General features: G+C 42.4%; 18 protein-coding genes and 3 pseudogenes. 14 read left to right on the top strand and 7 right to left on the bottom strand.

The annotated features are described in order from the left end of the window. Positions 1 to 9: 9 nt before the first annotated feature. The 5 genes and pseudogenes from DWZ47_RS21915 to DWZ47_RS31410 form a co-directional block, all read left to right on the top strand. Entirely contained in the window at positions 10 to 1149 is a 1140-nt protein-coding gene (locus DWZ47_RS21915) for an ABC transporter substrate-binding protein (protein WP_004289233.1), read from the top strand. Further along, a complete protein-coding gene (locus DWZ47_RS21910) occupies positions 1150 to 2130 on the top strand; it encodes a FecCD family ABC transporter permease (RefSeq protein ID WP_004311292.1) in 981 nt (326 codons plus the stop codon). Next, a complete protein-coding gene (locus tag DWZ47_RS21905; RefSeq protein ID WP_004289235.1) occupies positions 2127 to 2885 on the top strand; it encodes an ABC transporter ATP-binding protein in 759 nt (252 codons plus the stop codon). The genes DWZ47_RS21910 and DWZ47_RS21905 overlap by 4 nt, the downstream gene beginning before the upstream one ends. After that, positions 2882 to 3448 (top strand): DUF2284 domain-containing protein, encoded by a 567-nt coding sequence (locus DWZ47_RS21900; RefSeq protein WP_004289236.1) that lies wholly within the window; start codon positions 2882 to 2884, stop codon positions 3446 to 3448. The genes DWZ47_RS21905 and DWZ47_RS21900 overlap by 4 nt, the downstream gene beginning before the upstream one ends. 483 nt (positions 3449 to 3931) lie before the next feature. Beyond that, positions 3932 to 4225 (top strand): annotated as a pseudogene (locus DWZ47_RS31410) (tyrosine-type recombinase/integrase); the annotation flags it as partial. Between the two features lie 65 nt (positions 4226 to 4290). On the opposite strand, the gene DWZ47_RS21885 reads toward DWZ47_RS31410, so the two are convergent. The 3 genes from DWZ47_RS21885 to DWZ47_RS21875 all read right to left on the bottom strand — a co-directional run bounded on the left by DWZ47_RS21885 (position 4291) and on the right by DWZ47_RS21875 (position 5476). Beyond that, positions 4291 to 4584 carry a helix-turn-helix domain-containing protein gene (locus DWZ47_RS21885; RefSeq protein ID WP_005681506.1) on the bottom strand — a complete coding sequence of 98 codons (294 nt, stop codon included), beginning with the start codon at positions 4582 to 4584 and terminating at the stop codon, positions 4291 to 4293. Positions 4585 to 4599: 15 nt separating this feature from the next. Further along, positions 4600 to 4797, bottom strand: a complete 198-nt coding sequence (locus DWZ47_RS21880) for a helix-turn-helix domain-containing protein (protein WP_005681504.1) — start codon at positions 4795 to 4797, stop codon at positions 4600 to 4602. A 268-nt stretch (positions 4798 to 5065) separates the two neighbouring features. Then, positions 5066 to 5476 (bottom strand): DUF3408 domain-containing protein, encoded by a 411-nt coding sequence (locus DWZ47_RS21875; protein ID WP_005681501.1) that lies wholly within the window; start codon positions 5474 to 5476, stop codon positions 5066 to 5068. A 179-nt stretch (positions 5477 to 5655) separates the two neighbouring features. On the opposite strand from DWZ47_RS21875, the gene DWZ47_RS30710 reads away from it, so the two are divergent. Further along, complete coding sequence (locus tag DWZ47_RS30710) at positions 5656 to 5919, top strand: hypothetical protein (RefSeq protein ID WP_005681500.1); 264 nt, start codon at positions 5656 to 5658, stop codon at positions 5917 to 5919. A gap of 38 nt (positions 5920 to 5957) precedes the next feature. Here the strand turns inward: DWZ47_RS30710 and DWZ47_RS31080 are convergent, their stop codons facing one another. Together DWZ47_RS31080 and DWZ47_RS21865 are read right to left on the bottom strand one after the other, a co-directional pair. After that, the gene (locus DWZ47_RS31080; protein ID WP_080714608.1) at positions 5958 to 6179 is read right to left on the bottom strand and encodes a hypothetical protein; all 222 of its coding nucleotides are present in this window, start codon (positions 6177 to 6179) and stop codon (positions 5958 to 5960) included. A 6-nt stretch (positions 6180 to 6185) separates the two neighbouring features. Further along, positions 6186 to 7116, bottom strand: a pseudogene (locus tag DWZ47_RS21865) (amidoligase family protein). 1352 nt (positions 7117 to 8468) lie between these two features. Here DWZ47_RS21865 and DWZ47_RS21850 point away from each other — a divergent pair. From DWZ47_RS21850 to DWZ47_RS21810, 8 genes and pseudogenes are all read left to right on the top strand, one after another. Then, entirely contained in the window at positions 8469 to 9038 is a 570-nt protein-coding gene (locus DWZ47_RS21850; protein WP_005681497.1) for an RNA polymerase sigma-70 factor, read from the top strand. Between the two features lie 69 nt (positions 9039 to 9107). After that, positions 9108 to 10076: a FecR family protein gene (locus DWZ47_RS21845; RefSeq protein ID WP_005681496.1), complete on the top strand. Its 969-nt coding sequence runs from the start codon at positions 9108 to 9110 to the stop codon at positions 10074 to 10076. 160 nt (positions 10077 to 10236) lie between these two features. Beyond that, a complete protein-coding gene (locus DWZ47_RS21840; protein ID WP_008765142.1) occupies positions 10237 to 13641 on the top strand; it encodes a TonB-dependent receptor in 3405 nt (1134 codons plus the stop codon). Between the two features lie 11 nt (positions 13642 to 13652). Beyond that, positions 13653 to 15371, top strand: a complete 1719-nt coding sequence (locus DWZ47_RS21835) for a RagB/SusD family nutrient uptake outer membrane protein (protein WP_005681494.1) — start codon at positions 13653 to 13655, stop codon at positions 15369 to 15371. A gap of 72 nt (positions 15372 to 15443) precedes the next feature. After that, positions 15444 to 17411, top strand: coding sequence for a beta-N-acetylhexosaminidase (locus DWZ47_RS21830; protein ID WP_117514685.1), 1968 nt, complete (start codon positions 15444 to 15446; stop codon positions 17409 to 17411). A 27-nt stretch (positions 17412 to 17438) separates the two neighbouring features. Beyond that, positions 17439 to 19307 carry an FAD-dependent oxidoreductase gene (locus DWZ47_RS21825; RefSeq protein ID WP_182281648.1) on the top strand — a complete coding sequence of 623 codons (1869 nt, stop codon included), beginning with the start codon at positions 17439 to 17441 and terminating at the stop codon, positions 19305 to 19307. A gap of 91 nt (positions 19308 to 19398) precedes the next feature. Then, entirely contained in the window at positions 19399 to 20568 is a 1170-nt protein-coding gene (locus tag DWZ47_RS21820) for a metallophosphoesterase (RefSeq protein ID WP_005681491.1), read from the top strand. 884 nt (positions 20569 to 21452) lie between these two features. After that, positions 21453 to 22807 (top strand): annotated as a pseudogene (locus tag DWZ47_RS21810) (reverse transcriptase domain-containing protein). A gap of 533 nt (positions 22808 to 23340) precedes the next feature. Here DWZ47_RS21810 and DWZ47_RS21795 read toward each other — a convergent pair. Together DWZ47_RS21795 and DWZ47_RS21790 are read right to left on the bottom strand one after the other, a co-directional pair. Then, entirely contained in the window at positions 23341 to 23736 is a 396-nt protein-coding gene (locus DWZ47_RS21795) for a hypothetical protein (RefSeq protein ID WP_007748783.1), read from the bottom strand. Between the two features lie 5 nt (positions 23737 to 23741). Continuing rightward, positions 23742 to 25022 (bottom strand): C10 family peptidase, encoded by a 1281-nt coding sequence (locus DWZ47_RS21790; RefSeq protein ID WP_005681485.1) that lies wholly within the window; start codon positions 25020 to 25022, stop codon positions 23742 to 23744. Between the last annotated feature and the right edge of the window lie 58 nt (positions 25023 to 25080).

The raw sequence follows: 25080 nt of genomic DNA, 5'->3' as shown, positions 1-25080 counted from the left end.
TGCATCAATATGAACGCATTAAAGAATTTAAGCCTGATTTTGTTGCTTTCTCTGGCATTTACAGGCTGCCACAACAAAAGCTCAAAAATCAATGATTTCAACCTGCTGCTTTATGCTCCCGAATATGCCTCCGGCTTCGACATCAAAGGGGCGGGCGGGAAGGAAAGCGTACTGATAACCGTCAGGAATCCCTGGCAGGGAGCGGACAGTGTAACCACATGGCTGTTTATCGTCCGCAACGGTGAAGAGGTTCCCGAAGGGTTTGCAGGACAGGTACTCAAAGGAGACGCCAAACGCATCGTGGCGATGTCTTCCACTCATATCGCCATGCTTGACGCAATCGGTGAAGTCCGGTGTATAACCGGCGTTTCGGGAATCGACTACATTTCCAACCCAGACATCCAAGCCCGCCGCGACAGTATTGGCGATGTCGGCTATGAAGGGAACATCAACTACGAGTTGCTGCTCTCGCTCGATCCCGACCTCGTTCTGCTCTATGGGGTGAACGGCGCAAGCGCAATGGAAAGCAAACTCGAAGAACTCGACATACCGTTCATGTATGTCGGCGATTATCTTGAAGAGTCGCCTCTCGGCAAGGCCGAATGGATGGTAGTGCTTTCAGAAGTCACAGGAAAACGTGAGAAGGGTGAAAAAGCCTTTGCCGCAATCCCGGTCAGATACAATGCCTTGAAAAAGAAAGTGGCCGACAGTACCCTCGGCACTCCTTCGGTTATGCTTAATGTTCCCTATGGCGACTCGTGGTTCATGCCTTCAACCCAAAGTTATGTAGCCCGCTTGATTACTGATGCGGGAGGCCGCTATATCTACCAGAAGAACACGGGAAACGCTTCTATCCCCATTGACTTAGAAGAAGCATATCTGCTCGCGTCGGATGCGGACATGTGGCTGAACGTGGGAATGGCGAACTCCCTTGACGACTTGAAGGCATCATGTCCGAAATTCACCGATACCCGATGTTTCAAAAATGGAGAGGTGTATAACAACAACGCCCGTACCAACACAGCCGGGGGTAACGACTATTACGAGTCTGCCGTCGTGAATCCTGACATCGTGCTCCGCGACCTCGTGAAGATATTCCATCCTGAACTGGTGCAGGAAGAGTGTGTGTATTACAAGCAACTGAAATAGATGCGTTCCCGTTCGACTATATTATTCTCCATATTGATTACGCTCACGGTCGGTCTTTTTTTACTGGACTTGGCCGTGGGAGCTGTCAACATTCCGATCCGCGATGTATGGGCAGCACTGACCGGGGGAAATTGTTCCCGTGCCACGGAAAAAATCGTACTCAACATACGCCTCATAAAAGCTATAGTGGCACTGTTGGCCGGGGCTGCCTTATCGGTCAGTGGTCTTCAGATGCAGACCCTCTTCCGTAATCCTCTTGCCGGTCCCTATGTCCTTGGCATCAGTTCCGGTGCAAGTCTCGGTGTGGCACTTGTGGTACTTGCCGGGATCGGTTCATCAATAGGCATTGCCGGAGCAGCGTGGGTGGGTGCGGCTGTCGTGTTGCTCGTGATAACTGCCGTCGGACAGCGAATAAAAGACATCATGGTAATCCTGATTCTGGGCATGATGTTCTCATCGGGCGTAGGTGCTGTCGTGCAGATATTGCAGTACCTCAGCAAAGAGGAATCGCTGAAAGCCTTTGTCATTTGGACGATGGGGGCTTTGGGTGACGTCACCTCCGGACAACTTCTGATTCTTGTTCCATCGGTGTTTGCCGGACTGCTGTTGGCGGTACTGACCATCAAACCGCTTAACCTCCTGCTGTTCGGAGAGGAATATGCCGTAACAATGGGACTGAATATTCGGCGTTCACGCAGCCTGTTGTTTCTCTCGACAACGCTGCTCGCCGGAACGATAACCGCTTTTTGCGGTCCGATAGGTTTCATAGGTCTCGCTATGCCTCATGTCACAAGAATGCTTTTCCAAAATAGCGATCATCATGTCCTTCTGCCCGGAACAATTCTTTCGGGAGCATCGATATTGCTTCTTTGCGACATCATTTCTAAAATATTCACCTTGCCGATCAACGCCATTACAGCTCTATTGGGAATCCCAATCGTCGTATGGGTGGTTTTACGCAACAAATCCATCACCGCATGATAGAATTACAGCATTTTTCCATAGGTTACAAAGAAAACTCGTTGCTCCACGAGGTAAATGCCACGATAAAAAAAGGTCAACTGACAGCCCTTATCGGAAGAAACGGGACAGGAAAATCGACGTTGCTCCGCGCCATAGCCGGTCTGAACCGGTGTTATTCCGGAAAAATCATTCTCGACGGGCACGACATCGCCTGCATGAAAACCGAAGATATGGCAAAAACGCTGGCTGTCGTCACGACCGAGCGCACGCGCATCGCCAACCTGCGGTGCAAGGATGTCGTAGCCATAGGCCGTGCTCCTTATACCAACTGGATAGGTAGGATGCAAGAAACAGATAAGGAGATAGTCATGCAATCGCTCATTTCGGTGGGAATGGAGGCTTATGCAAACCGCACGATGGATAAAATGTCGGATGGCGAATGCCAGCGTGTGATGATTGCTCGTGCATTGGCACAGGATACTCCTATCATTCTCCTTGATGAACCGACTTCCTTTCTTGACATGCCTAATCGCTACGAACTTGTGGCGTTGCTTCGTAGGCTTGTCCACGACGAGAAAAAATGTATCATGTTCTCGACACATGAACTTGACATCGCGTTGTCCATGTGCGATTCGATAGCATTGTTAGATACCCCGAATTTAAGTTGCTTGACCGCGTCTGAAATGCAGAAAAGCGGATACATTGACAGACTTTTCCAAAATGAAAACATCCGTTTCGACTCCTTATGCGGTACAATGATTTTGAAACAATGAGTATATACACTGTAGAAAATTTTACTTCAGACATCACTGTTGAAGGATATATCGCCGAATTCCGTGACGAACCACATTTTCTTGAACTTTGCAAACAATGTACCAATTACGGTAAAAGTTGGGGGTGTCCTCCATTTGATTTTGATACGGAATCGTTTCTCCGACAATACAAGTATGCACATCTTATGGCAACGAAGATAATCCCTGAAGACAAAGATATTCCGATTGAATATACACAAAAACTCATTTTACCGGAACGGATACGAATCGAGAGCGAATTATTGGATATGGAACGGAAATATGGAGGGCGTTCATTTGCCTATATAGGTAAATGTCTTCACTGCTCAGATAACGAATGTACGCGTAACTGCGGCACACCATGCCGACACCCGGAAAAAGTGCGTCCGTCACTCGAAGCCTTCGGATTTGACATAGCCAAAACGCTTTCTGAACTTTTTAACATCGAACTTCTTTGGGGAAAGGATGGCAAATTACCTGAATATCTTGTTCTCGTAAGCGGATTTTTTCATAATGAATACGAACTTTGCAACATAGCATACTAATGATTCGGACATGAAATAAACAGACAAACTAACCACATTCGGTTCAATCTGTTTTGTGATTTCAAATGAATTATAGTTAGATATGTAAAAAGCGACGCTGGAGCTTGAAATAAGTAACGGTTTATCGGTGTATTCTCCGTTAAACCGTCCTGTTTTCGTTAAACGAAAACACAACTTGCTGTCCCCTAATGGGGACAACGTTTTGAATATCACGCTATATCCATATAGTGCTATAAAGCCTTTTGTCAGGGGAAAAATGCATACGGTTTCTGCCATTTTTTCCGCATTTCCGGTTTTTTGAATGTAAATGTTTCCCCACAGAACATGCGTCTTCCCACTATACTGCTATAACTATATAGCCATATAAAAGAATCAGAAATTAAAATATCATTGATTGACAGCATAATTCACCGATTTACGGGAATGTCTTCTGTAGTCTTTAGTCCGCTATACCACTATCAGTATAGCTTTAGTTATCTCTATTTCGAGGTCATCCTCTATGCAGCTCACCATATCATGTTATATCACTATCAGCATATCCCCGTTTATCCTTATTCCGATGTCACGCCCTATACCGCACGGCATTCGTTTGGAACCCTGATGCTGTCCTCCGGCATCCCGATAGAGAGCATCGCCAAGATGATGGGCCATACGAACATCAACAGTACGCAGGTCTATGCATAGGTTACCGACCAGAAGATATCCGGTGACATGGACCGGCTGATGAAAAGAAGACAGAAAGGGAGTACGGTCCCCCTAACGGAAATATCCGAATAATGAAATGCCAGCCGAAACCGATGTTTAATGGTTCCGGCCGGCATTCTTGAGTATTGAACGTCCGATTATATCAGGGCCTCATGATAATTATCTTCCAGGAGTTTCTCAATGTCGGATACCTTATACAAAATTTTTCCACCTAGCCGGATATAAGAAATACGCCCCTGGTCCCTATAATCCTGCAGGCATCTGCGGCTGATTTTTAACAGGTCCGACAATTCCTTGTCAGAGAGAAAACGCTCACCGTTAAACAGGGGGCGGTTATCCTCCGCAAGCCTTTCCAGCTTCGTCTGAATGTTATCCAGCAGGCCAAAGAATCGGCGGACACTGCACGTCTCTTTGCTAATAATTCCTTCCATGTTGCATCCAATTAATTATTCATTCTTTCTTTTTTCTCTCACCGCCTTTTCCTTGCGTTTCATGGCGGCATAGACCATCAGCTTTTCCACGTCCTCCGGCCTGTAGTAGATTTTCCGTTGGATTTGGGTGAATGCCAGCCGTCCGGTATCCCGGAGAGTCTGCAGGGTACGTGGAGAGATGTCAAGGCGCAGGCAGACATCCTGGTTATCCATTCACTCTCCCGGTTTCTTTTCCCTGTTTTTTTCATACAAGCGGTCCACCTGTGCGGACAGGCTATCAGCCCTAGCCAGCATTTCCTCAAAGATTCCGGCTTCAATGTAATATACTTCCATTTTTCTTGTTTTTATTTAAAATAGCTTCCTTTTAGAAACTCAAATTATTGAAATACAGTTCAAAATACTTTCCAAATGCACTTCCGGATGGGAGTCGTGATTTCCGACTCCCCCTCCAGAGCTGTTTTAAGGAGGACTTCCCGTCATATTACGGCTGTAACAGTTTGTAATCTCGTCCTGTGATCTTCTTTATCATGCCGGCGTTTTCTTTGATATGTTCAACCAGTATGCGGCTTATAACACCGGAAACAGTAAAATCCTTACGTCTGACTGCCCAGACAATGTCTGAGATACATTCGTACACCTGTGCATCAATATGCAGGGGCTTGCGCCGGTTGGATGAAAAATTGTTCAGGAGGGCTTCAATGTATTTTTTTACCTCTTCATCCGTTATCGTCTTTTTACTTTCCGCCCGGGATGAAGACTCCTTGTGGGGCGGCACCTCTTCCAGATTCTCGGAAATACTGCTCAAATATGAGCCTTTAGCGGCAACTATATCCAGTATCTCCTTCTCGTTGATATTATACGGTTTTGTTTTTTTCCTTTCAATGCTGTCCATAACTATGATTTATACATTAATTCCATGTGACAATTGGGCGTTTTGTAAGGCGGATGTTCCTGATGGCGGATTATCGTCCTACTCTGCAAAGAAAAAAAGAATAAACGTGGGAAAGGATACCTTGTCAGTTATAGTCATATATAGACATGAATAGTCAATGCCAGCAAAAGACATAACAAATGGCAGTCCGGCGGGAGGCCAGGATTCTCCCCGATGTTGCTAGGATTGTGACATGTCAAGCCATGGAGATATTGACAGCTTACATTCTTGGGATAATGGTACACCAGGCTACGGATATTGTAACAGCTTATGTTATTGGAATAGTGATATGTCAAGCTATGAAGATAGCGGGAACTCATGTTGGCAAGATAGCGATATACGAGGAGACAGCAGGACGGGAACACTACGGCGATGAAAAGAAAAATCCCTGTTGGTCCATGTGAGACCGGCAGGGAGCGTAACAATAAAAGGAACGGGCTTCTCAGCCCCTGATGTAACCGTACTTTTTCAGGTCGTCCATGAACTGCTCCGGGGTGTCGGTTCTCACCGTCACCCCGTGCAGTTCCCTGTACCGTCCGGAGAAATTCACTATGTACTCCTCGTCGGTGCATCCGCTGTCAAACCAGCTGCCTTCACGCAGGATGCGTACAAACTCGGAAGGGCCGGAGGCGGCAATCCTGCCGCCATCCGCTAAAATATATATGCCTGTTCATGTCGATATTTTTTTAGTCCTTAAATTTATAATATAGTTTCTGTTCACTGTCGAGGAAGGGGATGTTCTGGAGCGCGGTGGCCACAGGCACCTGTCCCCTCGTGGCAAAGGTAACTAATTTGTGGAGAAACAGTACCCAGTTGCGCATTTTTGTGAAGCAGGTCGTTCCGGAATGCTGGCGGAACTCGATCGTCTTGTGCCGTGAGTAGGCCTCGAGGTCCACCTTATGGTAACGGTCACCGATCCTTCCTTTCAGCTCGTCCACCATCCGGGCGGAACGTATCATCCCGTCAGAGACATGACCCAGGCCACGGCAATAGTAGTTGTCCCTGCGGGATGCCGGTATGAACCTGTCGATGACCGGTTCCAGGTGCTTGTAGCTCAGGGACAGGTTACGCCAGGTTTCCATGCTGAAACCGGCGGCATCGATATGTACATGAAGCCCGCAGCTCCCGTTCACCTTCACGTCACACAGGTCAAGCACCCAGCAGCCCTTCTCCAGTTCCTGTAACCCGGCTTCACCGACCAGGATCGGACTGACCAGTTCAAAGGTGTCGTTGCCGTTCAGACTGCCGTCCGTCACGAGTTTCCAATGCGGACGGGTGGTATGGTTATAACTTTCCACCATAACCTCGATACCGGCCTCCCTGAGCTCGCGTGCGAGCCGTTCACGGGAGCAGTTGTAAGCCTCGATCTCGATACCGAACTTGCGGGTGAAAGTATAATCCAGTGCAGCTGTCGCCGGATGGATATTCAGACCGCCCTCACGTTCATTCATCCGGCGCAGGGCGTTCACGACAAAACCGTAATTACCGTTGGTCACCATCCTTGCGATTTCCGCACGGGGAATCCCTAAAAGATACAGTTGCCGGATCTTGCTCGTTTTTGTTGTCTCTTGTGCTAAAATGCTTCTAACTTGCTTGTTCATAACTTGTTAGCTTCTTTATTTACTCTACTAAGATAATGCTTTTATAGGAGAAACTATAATCATAAGAACTTTATTATCACTGCATTAGCTTACTTTGTTTTAGACTAAAAGTCCTTATTGGGGGGATCCTTATCTTATCCGCTGCAAGTCCCGGATGACAAAAGGCGGCAATATATCGGAATAGTCAGATAACGATATATCATGATATGGCTGACCGCATAAGATGTGACATCGAAATAGGAATAGACGGGGATATGTTGATAGCGGTATAACGGGTTAGCCGGATAGCGATATATCATGATATGGCGAACCACATAGGGGGTGACATCGAAATAGAGATAACTAAAGCTATGCCGATAGTGGTATAGCGGACTAAAGACTACAGAAGAGATTCTCGAAAATCAATGAATTATGCTGTCAATCAATGATATTTCAATTTCCGATTCTTTTTTATATGGCTATATGGTTATAGCAGTATAGCGGGAAGACGCACGTTCTGTGGGGAAATATTCCCCTTCAGAAGATCGGAAATGCAGAAAAACCGGCGGAAACCGTATGCGTTTTTCCCCTGACAAAAGGCTTTATAGCACTATATGGATATAGCGTAATATTCAAATCGTTGTCCCCATTAGGGGACAGCAAGTTGTGTTTTCGTTTAACGAAAACCGAATGGTTTAACAGCATATTTCGCTGCCAAACCATTATTCAGTTCATGCTCCTAAGTCGCACAGAATCATAAAACCGATATCTGTCTTTGGACTATTTATCCCTACAAATTGCGCTATTAGATTCTCATACCACACGAAAAAAAAGACATCCAGAGACTTTTACAATGTATGGGATGTATACAATCGGCCAATGTTCAGTATATCGCAGCAGACACTCAATCCATACTTTAATACCATCATTCAATGCTAACACATCACCTCTATTTTTCGATCAGTCCATTCAAGTATTATAACATAGATTATAGTAATGGACTGTAAGACCATTGCTGAAGACAAGAACAAGATTTTTTATACCTATTTCAATACTCTGGACATCATCCTTGCTAATGTTTTGAACAGATTCTCCTCCATACATAATCTCAACGGAAATAAATTCTATATTACGATACTGCTTGTACCATCTCTCGAATAGAAAATAAACTACACCTTTCATCTGGCAAAACAGAACGATTGACATCAAATGGGAAACAGTTTTCCAACCACTCATGAGAAGGAGGATAACGAAATAAACCAAACACTCTACATCTATTGGCTGGGATAAATAGCTAAAAAGAAAATTTGCGAATCAAATATCATTTTATATTTTTGTCTCTCAAATTTTTTAATGAACTAAAAAGAATTAAAATGCCTGCAAAACTCACTCGTCCAGAGAATTCTTTTAATAATATTTATATGCGATATTACAAAAAGTCTTTTCTATTTGTAAAGTCGTATATACACAATGAGATGGTAGCCGAGGATATTGCATCTGAATCACTCATCAAACTGTGGCAATGGATACAGGACAACCCGGTGGAAAATATTGAACCGATGTTGCTCAGTATTTTGCGAAATAAAGCCTTAGACTACTTACGTCATGAAAGCATGAAACAACAGGTCATCACACGGATTAGTGAGAAACAAAATGAAGAGTTAGCTCTTCGCCTCTCCTCACTGGAAGACTGTAATCCAAATGAAATATTCTCGAAAGAAGTTATGGATATTGTGCAAAGAACATTGCAATCATTACCTGAACAAACCTCCCGTATATTTACTCTCAGCCGATTTGGAAATAAAACAAATCGGGAAATTGCCTGCGAATTAAATATTTCAATCAAAGATGTGGAATATCATATATCCAAATCACTTAAGGCTCTTAGAAAAACGCTAAAAGATTACCTGCCTTTATTTTATTTCTTTTTTTACCATATGTAACACCGATTACTACGCACGTTCCTTTATCTTTTGAAAAAAATATTCTTTTTCGTTTAGGGTAAACCGAAGATGAATCGTTATATAAATGAAAACGATAAAAAGATGGATGAACTATTACAAAAATATATAGCAGGAAATGCCTCTGAAAAAGAGTCACAGAGGATAATGGAGTGGCTGCGCGAAGATGAACAGCATCTTAGAGAATATAAGCGGCAACGTAAATTGTATGACATTACGTTATGGCAGACTAAAAGTCCCGTTGATATACAACAAGAGAAGAAAGATCCGCTGAGGAGGGTTCTCGATGTTATTGTACGGATAGCGGCTGTCATTGTTTTTACTGTGGCAACCACTTATTTTTACACTCACCACGTTTTACAAGACAAGGAGGAGAATATGCAAACGGTAGTTGTTCCGGCAGGCCAGCATGCCGAATTATACCTGGCTGATGGAACGCATGTATGGCTGAATTCCGGTAGCCGGTTGACTTTTCCGGGACGGTTTTCTAAAAAGGTACGTCATGTAGAATTAGATGGTGAAGGATATTTTAAAGTCAGTTCTAATATAAAACAACCTTTTATTGTTGGAACTAACCGATGCAATATCCGGGTGCTGGGGACAGAATTCAATGTGCTGGCCTATGAGAAAGATAGTATATGGGAAACAGCCTTATTGGAAGGTGCTGTAGAAATTCTGCAAAAGAAAAGTGAAGTATCTCTCATGAAACTGAAACCAGGTGACATGGCCAGACTAAGTAAAAACCAACTTACTAAAGAAAAGATACATACAACAGACTATTTTCGTTGGAAAGAAGGGCTTATTTGTTTCAACGATATCTCCCTACGCGATATAATGGAGAAATTAAAACTCTATTATGATGTGAATTTTGTCATTAACAATCAACAGATTCTTGATGCGCACTATACCGGAAAATTCCGGACCCATGATGGGATTGAACATGTAATACGTGTGCTTGCCCTCAATAATAAATTTACCTATATTAAAGATAACGAGAGCAATACGATAACCATTAATTAACTTTTTAATATTTCTAATGCCTATGAAACAATAAAGAAACATTTAAAAAAGAAAAGGGGACAGTGCTGCAACACCATCCCACATTTTCCATCAGTTTATACCAACTGACAAAATAGTTCTAGATCAAGTTAAACCTAATAAACTAATATGTTGCGAAAATATGAAAAATTCTCTATACCAGGAATTATTTATAGAAAATAAACAGTTATTCCGTATTATGAAAATTATTGTTTACGTCTGTTTCTTATGTGTAGGAAATCTTCTAGCTATAGGAAGCTATGCGCAGACAGCTCATGTTACGATTGTTTCCAACCATATAACAATCGGACAAGTGATTAATGAAATAGAGAAACAAACGGACTATCTGTTTGTATTCAACGTAAAAGATATCAATATCAAACGTAATGTCAAAGTGAATGCGAAAGATAAAGCCGTTAATGAAGTTTTGAATGATATATTCAAGGATACAGGCATTCGCCATGCTATAGAAGGTAAAAACATCATGCTCATTAACTCTACGGATAAGGAAAAGGGTGCGCAGCAAAAAGATTTTTTAGTTACGGGGATAGTAAAAGATGAAAATGGTGAGCCTATTATCGGAGCAAATATTCAAGTCGTAGGAAAATCGGCAGGCACAATTACGGATATGAACGGACGTTTCAGTATCAGTGCCTCTGCCAATTCTACATTGCAAATAACCTATATTGGCTACCAAACGCAGACTGTCAATATCGGCGAGCAGAGGAATATTAACATTATTCTACAGGAAGACAATGCGCAATTGGATGAGGTAGTCGTAGTGGGGTATGGTACGATGAAGAAGAAAGATCTCACCGGTTCGGTAACAGCTGTTAAAGGAGACGAACTTGCTGCCCGTCGTACCACCCAACTTTCCACAGCTTTGCAAGGCGCGCTTTCCGGAGTAATGGTCAGTCGTGACAATGGAGCTCCCGGTAGTAGTGCTTCTATCCAGATACGTGGTGTAACAACTATTGGTGATTCCAGTCCGTTGGTGATTATTGACGGAATTCCGGGTGATATCAACTCCGTAAATCCTGAAGACGTAGAAAGTATGTCCGTATTGAAGGATGCTGCTTCGGCTTCGATCTACGGTTCACGTGCCGCAGCCGGTGTAATTGTCATCACGACCAAACGTGCCAAGAGCGGTGATGTGGCTTTGAGTTACAACTTTGAGTACGGGTGGGAAATACCGACTAAGTTGCCGACCTATGTAGGAGCCCAGCGTTACATGGAAATGGTAAATGAAACACGCTATAACGATAATCCAGACGGTGGATGGTACCAAACATATACGGAAGATGAAATTACCAACTGGAGCATAAATAATGCGACTAATCCGGACAAATATCCTATGACGGATTGGGGAGATATTCTGTTGAAAAGCTCCGCACCCCGGCAGACACATACTCTAAGCATTGTTGGTGGGGGTAAGATTATTCGTACAAAAGCCTCTTTCCGCTATGACAAAACGGACGGCCTCTATGTAAACAAGGAATATGACCGTTTTATGGTACGCGTGAATAATGATTTCAATATAAATAAATATATTTCCGCAAATCTGGATTTGAACTTTTCCCGTTCTAAAGCTCTCTCGCCTAATTCCAACCCCATGGGGGCAGGTGGACGAAACATTCCGCCAATTTATGCTGCTACATGGACCAATGGCTTATGGGGTGATGTGAAAGATGGAGAAAATATGCTGGCCAAAATTACAGATGGCGGCACTTTTACCAACTGGGGAACCAATATTGGCGGTAAACTCGGTATTGACATAACTCCTGTCAATGGGCTGAAAATATCAGCAGCCGTGGCGCCCAATTTCAATAATGTAAAGAAGAAAACTTTTGTCAAACAGATTCCATACACCCGTTCAGAAGATCCGAATACCACTGTTGGTTACATGGGAGGTTATCGCACTACCAATTTGACGGAAAATCGTAATGACAGCCATGATATAACAACACAGTTCTTTGCCAACTATGCCAAGACACTGGGGCGCCATGATTTCTCTGTCATGATCGGTTACGAGGATTATTATGCTTTCTGGGAAAACCTGGATGCATCCAGAGACCAGTACCAGTTGACAAGCTATCCTTACCTGGACCTCGGTTCGGAGGATTATCGGGATAATGGTGGCAATGCGGAAGAATATGCTTACCGCTCATTATTCGGACGCATGACCTATAGCTATGCAGACCGCTATCTTATCCAAGCAAATCTCCGCCGGGATGGTTCTTCACGTTTTGCATCCAATTGTCGTTGGGCCAATTTTCCTTCCGTGTCACTTGGTTGGGTAATTTCTGAAGAGAAGTTTTTCAAGAATATAAATATGGATTGGTTTTCTTACCTGAAATTGAGAGGCTCTTGGGGAAAACTGGGAAACGAACGTATCGGGGCTTATGACGATGACGGTAACTTTATTTATAATTATTACCCTTACCAGGCTGCAATTGATTACAGCACTGCACTATTTCAGAATTCACAGGGGATTGTTTCTTCCGTGACTACGGCCGCACAGCAGAAGTATGCCGTACGAGATATTTCATGGGAAACAACAGAAAGCTGGGATATCGGTTTAGATGCTAATTTTCTGGATAACCGTCTGCACTTCTCCGCTGACTATTATAGAAAAAATACGAAGGACATGTTGCTGGCACTGGAAATTCCACACTTCATCGGCTACGACAACCCGGAAGTCAATGCCGGAAACATGCACACTACCGGCTATGATATTGAAGTTGGCTGGAGGGACAAAGTCGGTGATTTCACTTACTCCATTTCCGCTAATCTGTCAGATTTTACCTCCAAAATGGGAAACCTGAATGGTACACAGTTCCTAGGCAATCAGGTAAAAATGGAAGGAAGTGAATATAACGAATGGTATGGTTACGTAAGCGATGGCTTGTTCCTGACTCAGGAAGACGTGGACAAGTCGCCCAAACTGAACAACAGCGTCAAAGTGGGTGATATTAAGTACAAGGATATTTCCGGACCGGACGGTGTCCCCGACGGAGTTATCTCACCTGAGTATGACCGTGTACTTTTGGGCGGTTCCCTGCCTCACTATATGTTTGGACTCACTTTCAATGCTGCCTATAAAGGCTGGGACTTTGGATTGACACTACAAGGTGTTGGAAGTCAGAAATCTCAAATCAGTGCTGCAATGATTGAAGGGCTTCGAGACAACTGGCTCAATTTCCCTACTATTCTTGACGGCAATTATTGGAGTCCGAAAAATACGGATGAGCAGAATGCGACAGCCAAATATCCGCGCCTGACTCGCACCAATCGGGATGCTAATTTCTGTATGTCTGATTATTGGCTTTACAACGGTCGGTACATTCGTTTAAAAAATCTCTCTGTCGGTTATACGCTCCCCAAAGCATGGACTACGAAGGCGTGTATGAATACAGTCCGTCTTTATGTAAGCGGAAGTGACCTGTTTACCATCAGTAATGCCCCCAAAGGATGGGATCCGGAAGTAAGTACAGAAGGGTATCCTATTACCACCTCTCTAATATTTGGTGTTTCTATTAATTTCTAGCCATAAAAAACATGAAAAAGTTACTCTTATATATCGGGGCAGGAATACTCTTACTCTCTGCCTGCCATGATCTCAATTTAAATCCATTGTCAAGCGGTTCTACTGAAAACTGGTATTCCACGGAAACTGAAGTGCAGATGGCCGTTGATGAGTTATATCGATATGACTTCTGGCCGGAAGACGGACAACAACAGACCGACTGGTCGGACGACTATACTTCACGCGATCTCCTGACCTCTTTTGATGACGGAACTCTAAATGGACAAAATGCTTGGGTTACCAGTTTATGGGGCAATCAGTACAAAGCTATTTCACGTGCCAATGCAGTTATTGAGAAATCGCATCGTGCTATCGAAAATGGCGCATCTGCCACTACTATTAACCGCCTGATTGCCGAAGCCAAATTCCATAGAGCTGCCGCTTATGCCAAACTGATTGTAAAGTTCGGTGACTTACCATTGGTATTAACCGATGTAAGTACAGAAGAAGGGTTGACAATGGGACGTACGGATAAATCCATCGTATTGGCACAAATCTATAAAGATTTTGATGATGCAATTAGTGTGCTTCCAACTTCCTATACTGACCAACAGCGAGCCACCCAAGGTGCTGCACTGGCACTAAAAGCCCGGGTTGCCTTGATTATGGAAGATTGGGAAACAGCGGCCGATGCAGCCAAGGCGGTTATGGACTTGAATATTTATGAATTGCATCCCGATTTTGGCAATCTTTTTTTGTCTACTACAAAAAACTCGAATGAATTTATTTTCAAAATTCCACGTGATGCTACATATGACATTTATCTGGGAACAGGAAACGGAGGAGTTAACCAGGTATACAATGATCTACCCCGTAACGTAGGAGGATGGACGCAGACCTGTCCGTCATGGGAGTTACTAGCTGCATTCACCTGTACCGACGGTCTGCTTATTAACGAATCACCACTCTTCGATCCGCATGAACCATTTGCAAATCGTGACCCACGTTTAGCAGAAACCATTGTACCATTTGGTTCCAACCACCTCGGTTATGAATACAACCCACACCCGGAGGCACTGACGTGTATGAACTATAATACGGGTGAAATCGTGACAAATTATGATACACGTGCCAATGCCCAATATGCTTCTTTCGATGGTCTGGTGTGGAAAAAAGGGATAGACGAAACATGGCTTCAGAATGGTTTCAAGGTAGACCAGGATATTATCTATTGTCGTTATGCCGAAATATTGTTGACATATGCCGAGGCGAAAATCGAATTAAATGAGATAGATAACTCCGTATTGGATGCACTGAATGAGGTTCGGGCGCGTGCTTATGGTGTGGACAAGTCCGATAAGGCAAGTTATCCGGCTTTCACTTCTAACGACCAGTCCACACTTCGCCACCAGCTACGTGTAGAACGTCGTATGGAAATGGCAAAGGAACACATGCGATATACGGATATCATCCGTTGGAAACTGGCCGAAAAGGTTATGAATCGCAAGACATATGGTATCCTTTATCCGGCCTCACTATGTATCGAACGGGTAACCAGTCAGGGAGATTGGTTTTGGGCTTTCACACCGGAAATGGACGAGGATGGTTGTGCAGATTTCTCCAAATTGGAAGAAGCGGGTAAATGTCAGGCACTTGCTGTACGTAGTTGGAACGATCGCCAATATTTGTGGCCTATCCCTACTACGGAACTTCAGATCAACGAGAACTTAAAACAAAATCCCGGCTATTAAATGCAGGAAAGTTGTTGATAGTCCGGGAAAAGGTAACTCCTTAATTATTCACCCTTTTATTTTTCTAACTTTATGATTGGAAAGAGCTATATTTTTCACCTTTTTCTATTTCTTCTCATATTACCAGACAGTATTTATTCTCAAGATAATATTTGTCTGATCCCGCAAGTTGAAAGCATGGTCCGGAAAAAAGGTACGCTATCCATCGAACGTCTGGAAAGCATCCATTTCCCGGACGAATGGAAAAATACAGGAAACCTCCTTGTCAGCGATCTGAAAGAACTGGCAAATTTGTCTGTCATGGTGAATGCCTCAAATCCTTCCATTCATGTAAAAAAGGTGAAAATGCAGGAGCCGGAAATGTACATGCTGGAAATTACAAAGCAGGGGATCATCATAGAAGCAGGTGACCAGACAGGTATGATTCATGCTTTTTCCACTCTTTTACAATTGATTCTGGGAAGTAAGGGAAAAGAGTTACCCCGGCTCATAATCCACGACAAACCCCGTTTTAGTTACAGGGGAGTCATGATAGATTGTAGCCGCCATTTCTGGACTATCGAACAACTTAAAAAGTATACCAAACAATTGGCCTTTTTTAAACTTAACACTTTACATCTGCACTTGACAGACAATCAAGGCTGGCGTCTGTATCTGGACCAATATCCGGATTTAGCGTTCAAAGGTACGTACTACCGGACATTCGAGGATCTATCGGGACATTATTATCGTAAAAGCGAGTTGCAGGAATTGATCAACTATGCCGCCATGTACGGCATAGAGATCATTCCGGAGATTGACCTTCCGGGACACTGTCTGGCCTTGCTTGCAGCCCTTCCCCAACTGTCATGTAAAGGCGGAAAATTTGAAGCCTATCCAGAGGAACTGGACGGACAAAAACGGAAGAGAGCAGATGAGAATATGCTGTGTATAGGAAATCCTGAAACCTATAGGTTTGTGGAAAAACTGGTAGCAGAACTCACTGATCTCTTCCCTTCATCATTCATACATCTGGGAGGAGATGAAGTGTCGACACATCTATGGGAACAATGTCCGAAATGCCAAAAGATTTACAAACAAGAGAATATGACTTCATGGCACGAGTTACAGGACTATTTTACGAAACGAGTTAGTGAAATTGTACGTTCCAAGGGAAAAAGGATGATAGGTTGGGATGAAATAAATGACCGTAATGCCGCTGACATCAGTGACGTGATCATGATCTGGCAACGTGATGGAAGAGAACAGCAACAGAAAGCTTTGAAAAGAGGGTTGTCAGTCATTATGTCTCCTAAGGATCCCTGTTACTTTGATTTCGGGTATTCACGGAATTCCACACGCAGATTGTATGAATGGGAACCAGTTGGCAAAGAATGTACGAATACTCAAGCACATCTCGTCAAGGGAGGACAGGCTAATTTGTGGACTGAATTCATTACAACCTCGGATGAGGTGGAAAGGATGTTATATCCCAGAACTTGTGCCTTGGCCGAAACCCTCTGGAACACGAAAGAAAAGAAAGAATGGGAAGGGTTCCGACAACGTATCAGCAAGTTCGGTGCTATTATGGAAAAACTGAATATCTGTTACTTCAAAGACGAGGATTGGGATAACACAGGTTTTGTTCCGCAAAGCGAACAAAGGCCCCGTCTTGTATGTCCTGCCCGTATCGATACCAATATGAAGGGAATCAAGTATTATATGCCTGAATATGCGTTTGACGGTGATATACAGACTTTCTTTGCAACCCCCTATTCCTTAAAAAAAGGAGATTATTTTACTCTTACTTTGGAAAAAAGACAAGCAGTACAGGAAATCAGAATTGTGTTTGATGTTTCAAAGGAACATCCGGAACATGTACAATTATCTGTCAGCGAGGACGGTACAATATTTAAGAAAGTAGCTGCAGATAACAAAAATGGAGAATTGTCAGCATCTTTCAGTACACTAGCCATGATTAAAGCCCTCAAAATGGAATTGACAACTCCACTGATGGCCCGGCTGACTATCAAGGAGATTATCCTTCGCTACTATGAATAAACAAGTATAAGAATAATGAAAATTGTTATGATAAAAAAAATTATATATATTTCTCTCATCTGGATGGTATTTCACGGAGCGAGTCTTCATGCTGCCAGTTTATTGGTAGAAGCAGAAAGTTTCACGGAAAAAGGAGGCTGGGTAGTGGACCAACAATTTATGGACTTGATGGGATCACCTTATTTACTGGCACACGGTCTAGGTAGTCCTGTTGAAAATGCGAGTACCAATGTACAACTTCCAGAAAATGGCACATATTATATTTTTGTACGCACCTACAACTGGACGTCTCCATGGCAGGAGGGTGAAGGGCCCGGATTGTTCGGTTTGTCAGTAAACGGAAAGAAAATCTCTTACCGGTTGGGTATTATAGGCAATCAGTGGATATGGCAGTATGCCGGGCAATATCAGGCAACAGAAAAGAATATTCACATTGTTTTGCATGACTTGAAAGGTTTTGACGGGCGGTGTGATGCTATTTATTTTACGACACGGAAAGATGATATTCCGCCATCGGATATGGCGGCTTTAAATAACTTTCGTCGTGCTAAACTTGGATTATTAGCCCCCCAAAAAACAGAATCATATGATTTAGTAGTTATAGGTGCAGGTATTGCAGGTATGAGTACAGCAGTATCTGCCGCCCGCCTGGGCTGTAAAGTCGCACTTATCAATGATCGCCCTGTAGTCGGTGGAAACAATAGTTCCGAGATTCGTGTTCATTTGGGAGGAGCTATCGAGATCGGAAAATATCCTGAACTGGGGGGGCTGCAAAAAGAGTTCGGTCCCGTCAAGGAGGGTAATGCACAACCGGCAGGCAATTATGAAGATCATAAAAAAATGGAATGGCTGCAAGCTGAAACTAATGTTTCCCTGTTTCTTAATTATCGGGCATTTTCGGTGAAGAAGGAAGAGGACCGGATCATCTCGATAACCGCTTGTCATATTGAATCCGGTGAAGAAATCGAATTTTATGGTCGTTTATTTGCTGACTGTACTGGTGATGGCACTATCGGTTATCTGGCCGGGGCAGACTATCGTATGGGCCGTGAAAGCCGTTCTGAATACGGTGAGACTATAGCTCCCGAAATAGCTGATAGCTTAGTAATGGGCACTTCTGTTCAATGGTATTCTGTGGAAGACACAAAAACATCCTATTTTCCGGAATTCCGGTACGGCATCGAATTCAATGAGGAGACCTGTGAACCTGTCACTTATGGTGAATGGACTTGGGAAACCGGAATGAATAAAAATCAGATTAATGATTCTGAACAAATACGTGACTATGGAATGTTAGTTATATATTCTAATTGGAGCTACTTGAAAAATCAATCGGAACGAAGAAAATATTATAAAAAACGTTCATTGGAATGGGTAGCCTACATTGCCGGAAAGCGGGAATCCCGGAGGCTATTGGGCGACTATGTACTGAAAGAGGATGATTTAACAAAGCACGTAGCCCATGAGGACGCATCTTTCACTACTACCTGGAGTATTGATCTGCATCGGCCCGACCCCGAGAATACCCGGTATTTCCCGGGACGGGAATTCAAAGCGACGACAGACCATGTAGTAATTTATCCCTATCCTGTTCCCTACCGATGTCTTTATTCCCGTAATATAGACAATCTGTTCATGGCAGGACGCAATATCAGTGTCACACATGTTGCCTTGGGAACCGTACGAGTTATGCGCACTACAGGTATGATGGGGGAAGTTGTAGGCATGGCAGCCTCACTATGCAAAAAATATCAAGCCACTCCCCGTGACATATACCATTATTATTTGGAGGAATTAAAATCACTCATGCAAAAGGGAGTGAATAAAAAGGGATTACCGAATAATCAACGATATAATGAAGGAGGCAGGCTAAACCAGATACCGAAGGTAAAGTAAGGATACATCTCTGTCTGCCAGATTTCCACATACGAAAGTTTAACAATTTATTAGATTAGGCATTATGATAAGAAAAATCATATTCTTAGAAATGTTATTATTGGGAATAGCTACATTCCTGTATTCGCAAGATGAAATTTCCAAAATAACAATAACTCATGGACCTTACTTGCAAAACGTGGGATCTAACGAAGCTACCATTGTATGGATAACGGATAAGCCCTCTATAGGATGGGTGGAACTGGCCTCAGATGGCAACGGCAGTTTTTACGCCAAAGAGCATCCGCGTTATTTTGACACGTCTAATGGCATCAAGAATACATCAACCATCCATGCCGTTAAAGTCAAGGGACTGACACCGGGAAAACAATATCGTTACCGTGTTTTTGCTCAGGAAGTGTTGAAACATACTGGGTATAAAATCATTTATGGAAGTTATGCTTCCACTGATGTCTATTATCGTAAACCGCTTACTTTTCATACCTGCAATCCGCAAGCGCCTGCCACCTCTTTTGTAATGGTCAACGATATACATGGGGACAACAAACTGCTGGAGGACTTAATGTCCCGTTGTAACCTTACGCAAACCGACTTTGTTCTTTTTAATGGTGATATGCTCTCTTTCATAAATAGTGAAGATCAGCTTTTCAAGGGGTTTATGGATACGGCTGTACGACTTTTCGCTTCTGAGATCCCGATGTACTACGCCCGTGGCAACCACGAAACACGGGGAGTATTTGCAACCGAAATCCAACGTTATTTTTCTCCCTGTCAGGAACATCTTTATTATGCCTTTCGACAAGGTCCTGTCTATTGTATTGTTCTGGATACGGGAGAAGATAAGCCTGATTCTGATATTGAATATGCCGGTATTACCCAATATGACCTCTACCGTACCGAACAGTCCGAATGGTTGGCCAGTATTTTGGAAAGTACCGAATATAAAGAAGCGCCTTTTAAAATAATTGTAGCTCACATTCCTCCCGCAGTTACTGAAGCTGGTCCCGATGAGGATTGGCATGGAAATGTAGAAGTAGAGCAGAAGTTTATGCCTTTATTACGCCAGGCTTATCCGGATTTAATGCTTTGTGGACACTTACATCGTTTTGTGCGTCATGATGCCACTGACAAAACGTCTTTCCCCGTAGTAGTTAATTCCAATACATCTTTGCTACGTATTTATGCCACGACCACACAGATGAAGATAGAGGTAATGGATCGAGACGGAAAAATGCTGGATGAATTTATCATAAAAAAATAAAAAGCTTTGCATTAGTACTTGGCAAGTAATTATTCGGGTGACAATTACTTCTTAATCAATGAAGCTGGTTTCTGCAGATTCTGCATGTATGAGAGGCTGATGAATTTAGGAATAACCAACATTTACGGGGTAATCCAGTCGATGTGCCTACCATGAGCAAGGAGAAGTTACGCAAGACCAATGCTGTGAATTGTAGCAAATTGGCCCACGAGTTACCTTTCGGTTCATTTGAAAAGGAATTATATTCTGGGGAGGAAACCACAAAAATACGCTCTTTATAAGACTAAGAAACCTGATTGCAAAAGACAGCATACATACCAAGAACCGTATCAAGTCTTTGCTCGTTTTTATGGTGTGGAAATATCGAGAATGTTTGCCCGATGTACCATTAGCTAGGGATATTCCTAAAATAGGAAAATTTAAGGCAACTAATTCATTGCGAGTTAGTTGCCTTTTGGAGTTTGCCCGACATGGGCATAATCTAATGGGTGTAAGTCCCCATCGCAGCCTTATATCGGCAAGCGTACAGCCGACGGCAATGGTGTCCGTAGTGATTCGGCATCTAAAGGAAGTCTTAGGCAAAGCACTGACCTGACGTACAGAAACTTGATACTAAGGCATATGAGTGTGGGTAAGTCTGCCAAACAAGATAAAGCCCTATAGCTATATGGAACACTCGGTGTAAATCAAGCAGGTATAAGTGTGAAAGATTATATTCTTAATCGGGGAGGTCTCACGGACGTGTGGAGCATGTGTTTAGATTGCCAAACACGGAGTAAAGCTTATTGTGAGAAGTCAGCAGAAGCCATAGTACTTAAGTTCTTTTTAAGGAAGGGCTGAATCGCAATAGCTATAAACACGTAACTAACTCTAAATAGGAAAGAATGCATAAAATAAGAGTCATAGAAAGTACACTTGGCTACCCTCAAAAGAATAGGATGGAATCCGAAAGCTATGAGGGAGTGCAGACCTATATGGACATGAAAGACGGCAGTTTGATAGCAGTGCAACCAAATAAAGATGACTTAATGAGTCAAATTCTTTCTCCCGACAATCTCAATCGTGCCTATCTACAAGTGGTACGAAACAAAGGGGTTGGAGGTGTTGATAGAATGGATTTTAAGCAACTGCTTCCCTATCTTCATGAACACAAATCAGAACTTATCGAGTCGATACGCATTGGAAGGTACAAACCGAATTCAGTGCGTAGGGTAGATATAGCCAAGGATAACGGGAAGAAACGGCTTATAGGCATCCCAACCGTTGTTGACCGCTTGATACAACAAGCCATCGTCCAAGTGCTATCGCCTATCTACGAACGCCAGTTCAGCCCAAGCAGTTTTGGGTTTCGCCCCGACGTAGTGCGCATGTAGCATTGCTCCAAGTGTGCTGTTATACAAGCGAAGGCTACAAATATGCTGTAGGCATAGACCTTGTTAGATTCTTTGATACGGTAAACCATAGTTTCTTACTGAGAATACTGTCAAGGACAATAAATGACGGGCGTGTCATTTCTCTTATACACAAGTATCTTACAAGCGGAGTAATGATAGGTAAGCATTATGAACCAAGTATAGAGGGTACACCACAAGGCGCCCCTTTGAGCCCCTTGCTCAGCAATATCCTGCTGAACGAACTAGACAAGGAATTGGAGAGACGTGGACACTGCTTTGTACGCTATGCAGATGATAGCATGATACTGTGCAAAAGTAAGAGGTCCGCCGAACGCGTATGCTCAAGCATAACGGACTTTTCCTTCTATTTCACGAAAGGCAAATGCAGGCTGTATGTTCACAAGACAACAAAAGAGAAATTCAAACGTAAGGTTAAATCTCTTACCAGACGTAGTAACAGCATGGGTTATGCCCAACGTAAAGAGATACTCTGGCAAACCTTTAGAGGTTGGATAGGGTATTTCAAATATGCAGACATGAGGAGTCTGCTGATTCCATTAGACCAATGGTATCGCAGACACTTGCGTATGTGTATATGGAAATGTTGGAAGAGAGTGAAGACTCGCTTTTCAAATTTGCAGAAATGTGGAATACCGAAAGGTAAGGCTTGGGAGTGGGCAAATACTCGGAAAGGGTATTGGCGTTGTACGCGTGCCTTTCTTCAGAATGCTATTGAGGACGAGGCTCTTCGGAAAGCGGGGTATCCAATGTTATCTCATCTTTATAAGCAAATACATATAGATTGCGAAACCGCCGTATGCGGAACCGCTTGTACGGTAGGGTGAGATTGTGCCACGAGAAGCATGTGCTAAATGCTTCGCAACTATGTAGGAGATGAGGGTAGGTCCCTCGCAATCAACTTGCAGGAATCTCCTCAGTACTGAATGCTTTGATAAGATTGCTGTCGACCAATTCTTTAAGTGGACATCAATTCCTACATCTAATGTGTTACTTTGTACACGTCTCATAAGCTATATCGTTTTAGTTAATGAGTTATGACTTCAATATAATATGAAGTTTACTAAAATGGTATAGCTTTTTTAGTGCTATCTACTGTTATCCGTCACTTCAGATTTTAAACATAGAAACTTATTTTTTTATAATCATACCGTCCAATTTATTATTAATTTTCCAGCAAGGATACCTTCGTCAGCCACTATACGTTTCATTGGAAGATCCCGTAATCCATTTATAAAATCAATAGCTGATTTTAATGGAGGTTGATTCTTTATAGTATCACTTGAAATATAAAACTTAGTTCTAGAACTAAAAAGTAAGTAAACAAAAAGGCGGAGAATAGCAGTCTCCACCTTTTTATTTATTCTTTGGCCTTTTGTATTATAGTAATTGTATTATAGTAATTCCCTGCTTGTATAACTGTTGTAAATCTCCTTTCCAAGCCTGTTAAATTTGAATCAATCCTGATAAAGATTGATTTGCGACCTGTTTTCTCCACATAAAGTCCACCACCTTCTATTACTTGAACATTAAGGGAGTGTGTTCTATATATCGTGTCTTTAGTAGAGATTTCAGTCAGCCACCAGTCGTCACCTTTCCTGGTTCGTAACTCTATAGAATCTTTACTGGATTTAAAAAATACCTCTTTAGTCTCTAGTCCTATCGTATCTGTTCCCTTGCCAACGACGTCATCGCTACATGAAATGAATACAAATAAAAGTAACACGAAAGACAGAAAATAATAAGTTTGTCTCATATTTCTTATTTTATTATGTTAATATATGGAATTATTTCTACATTATATGGATAATTACCCTTGCCGGCTGCTCTAGTAGAAGGAAAAGTAGGTCCTTCACCTCCATTAAAAATACCCGCCAAATAATAACCATTACTATTACCATTCCAGCCCCAGTTTAGATGCAGGTAATCTTCTTTCTCCGTATACGAATGATGAACTTTATCGCTTCCTTTTCTATAGACATCAACATTTCTCTCTCTATGAAAATAACCATCAGAAACCCAAGCATGACCATTTTGGTAATATTTAATACCCAGTATTTTCTTTCTTACCGAATTGCCACATATTATAACCGGACATTTAGCTTTAATAGATGTTATAACATCCCATTGACTATAAATTTGAGGATTATTGGGTTTCCTATATCCCATTTTCTCGAAGCATTGTGGTATATTTTTTCTTTTAGCTCCGCTTGTATCTGTTCCCCAATCCATTTTAACCAAATCACCTATAGAGCGGAATAAATGGGCAACTGCTGGAGTGGTGGGGAATTGTTTCATTTCAGACCAATTATATGACACCCCATTATACCCTGAAGGTTTTTCATGATATGCCATTACTTGAGCTATTGCAGTAGCTACACAGCCTGTGAGGGCTCTTTGTCCTTCTATAAGAGGTGCCGCATTGTTATATGGACTCCTTTGTCCCCATTTAACAGAAATCAAAGGTTGTACTCTTTCCGTTTCTTCCCATTCTCCAGGTTTCTTTATATAAATAGGACGTCTTCTACCCCTTGTTTGAGATGTGTCTAAAGAGTTATCGTCATCATTTTCTTCTTTGAACTCTATCTCATACTTTTTATTATTAGAAATGTAATTTTGAACTAAATCAAAAAAGAAAGATAATTCCTGATATTGAAGCGTGTCACTTAAAGAAAGATTGCCAGACTCTGAATAAGCAATAATAGGAGTTGTATATAGGTTGGCCGATACTATTGCATAGCCATTGCCACCCTCTGCATTGGCTATATAAAATGAGGGATATGTCTGATTAGTAATTGTATCTCTATAGAAATAGATTTCATTGTTTATTGAATAATTAAGAAAAGAGCTATTTCGTGTATTGTTTCTATTATTTTTAATAAAAAGTTCCACTTCAATAATAGCATTCTCTTTAGTACGATAAGTCGGGGCTTTTTCTGTTAAAGATGGTGGCGAAGATTCTTGTTTCATTACTTCTGTGTCATCGGAACATGAAGTTAAAAACATAATTGTCAAAATCAATAAATGTGCATGTTGTTTCATAATTTATATAATTAAGGTTAATACTGAATACGTTAAAAGTCAAAAGTGCCATGTTTAT

It is taken from the genome of Bacteroides sp. AF32-8BH, assembly GCF_003435205.1.
Lineage (GTDB): Bacteria > Bacteroidota > Bacteroidia > Bacteroidales > Bacteroidaceae > Bacteroides > Bacteroides ovatus.
Note: the sequence above shows the minus strand (reverse complement) of the source record. Positions and strands in the feature narration are given on the sequence as shown.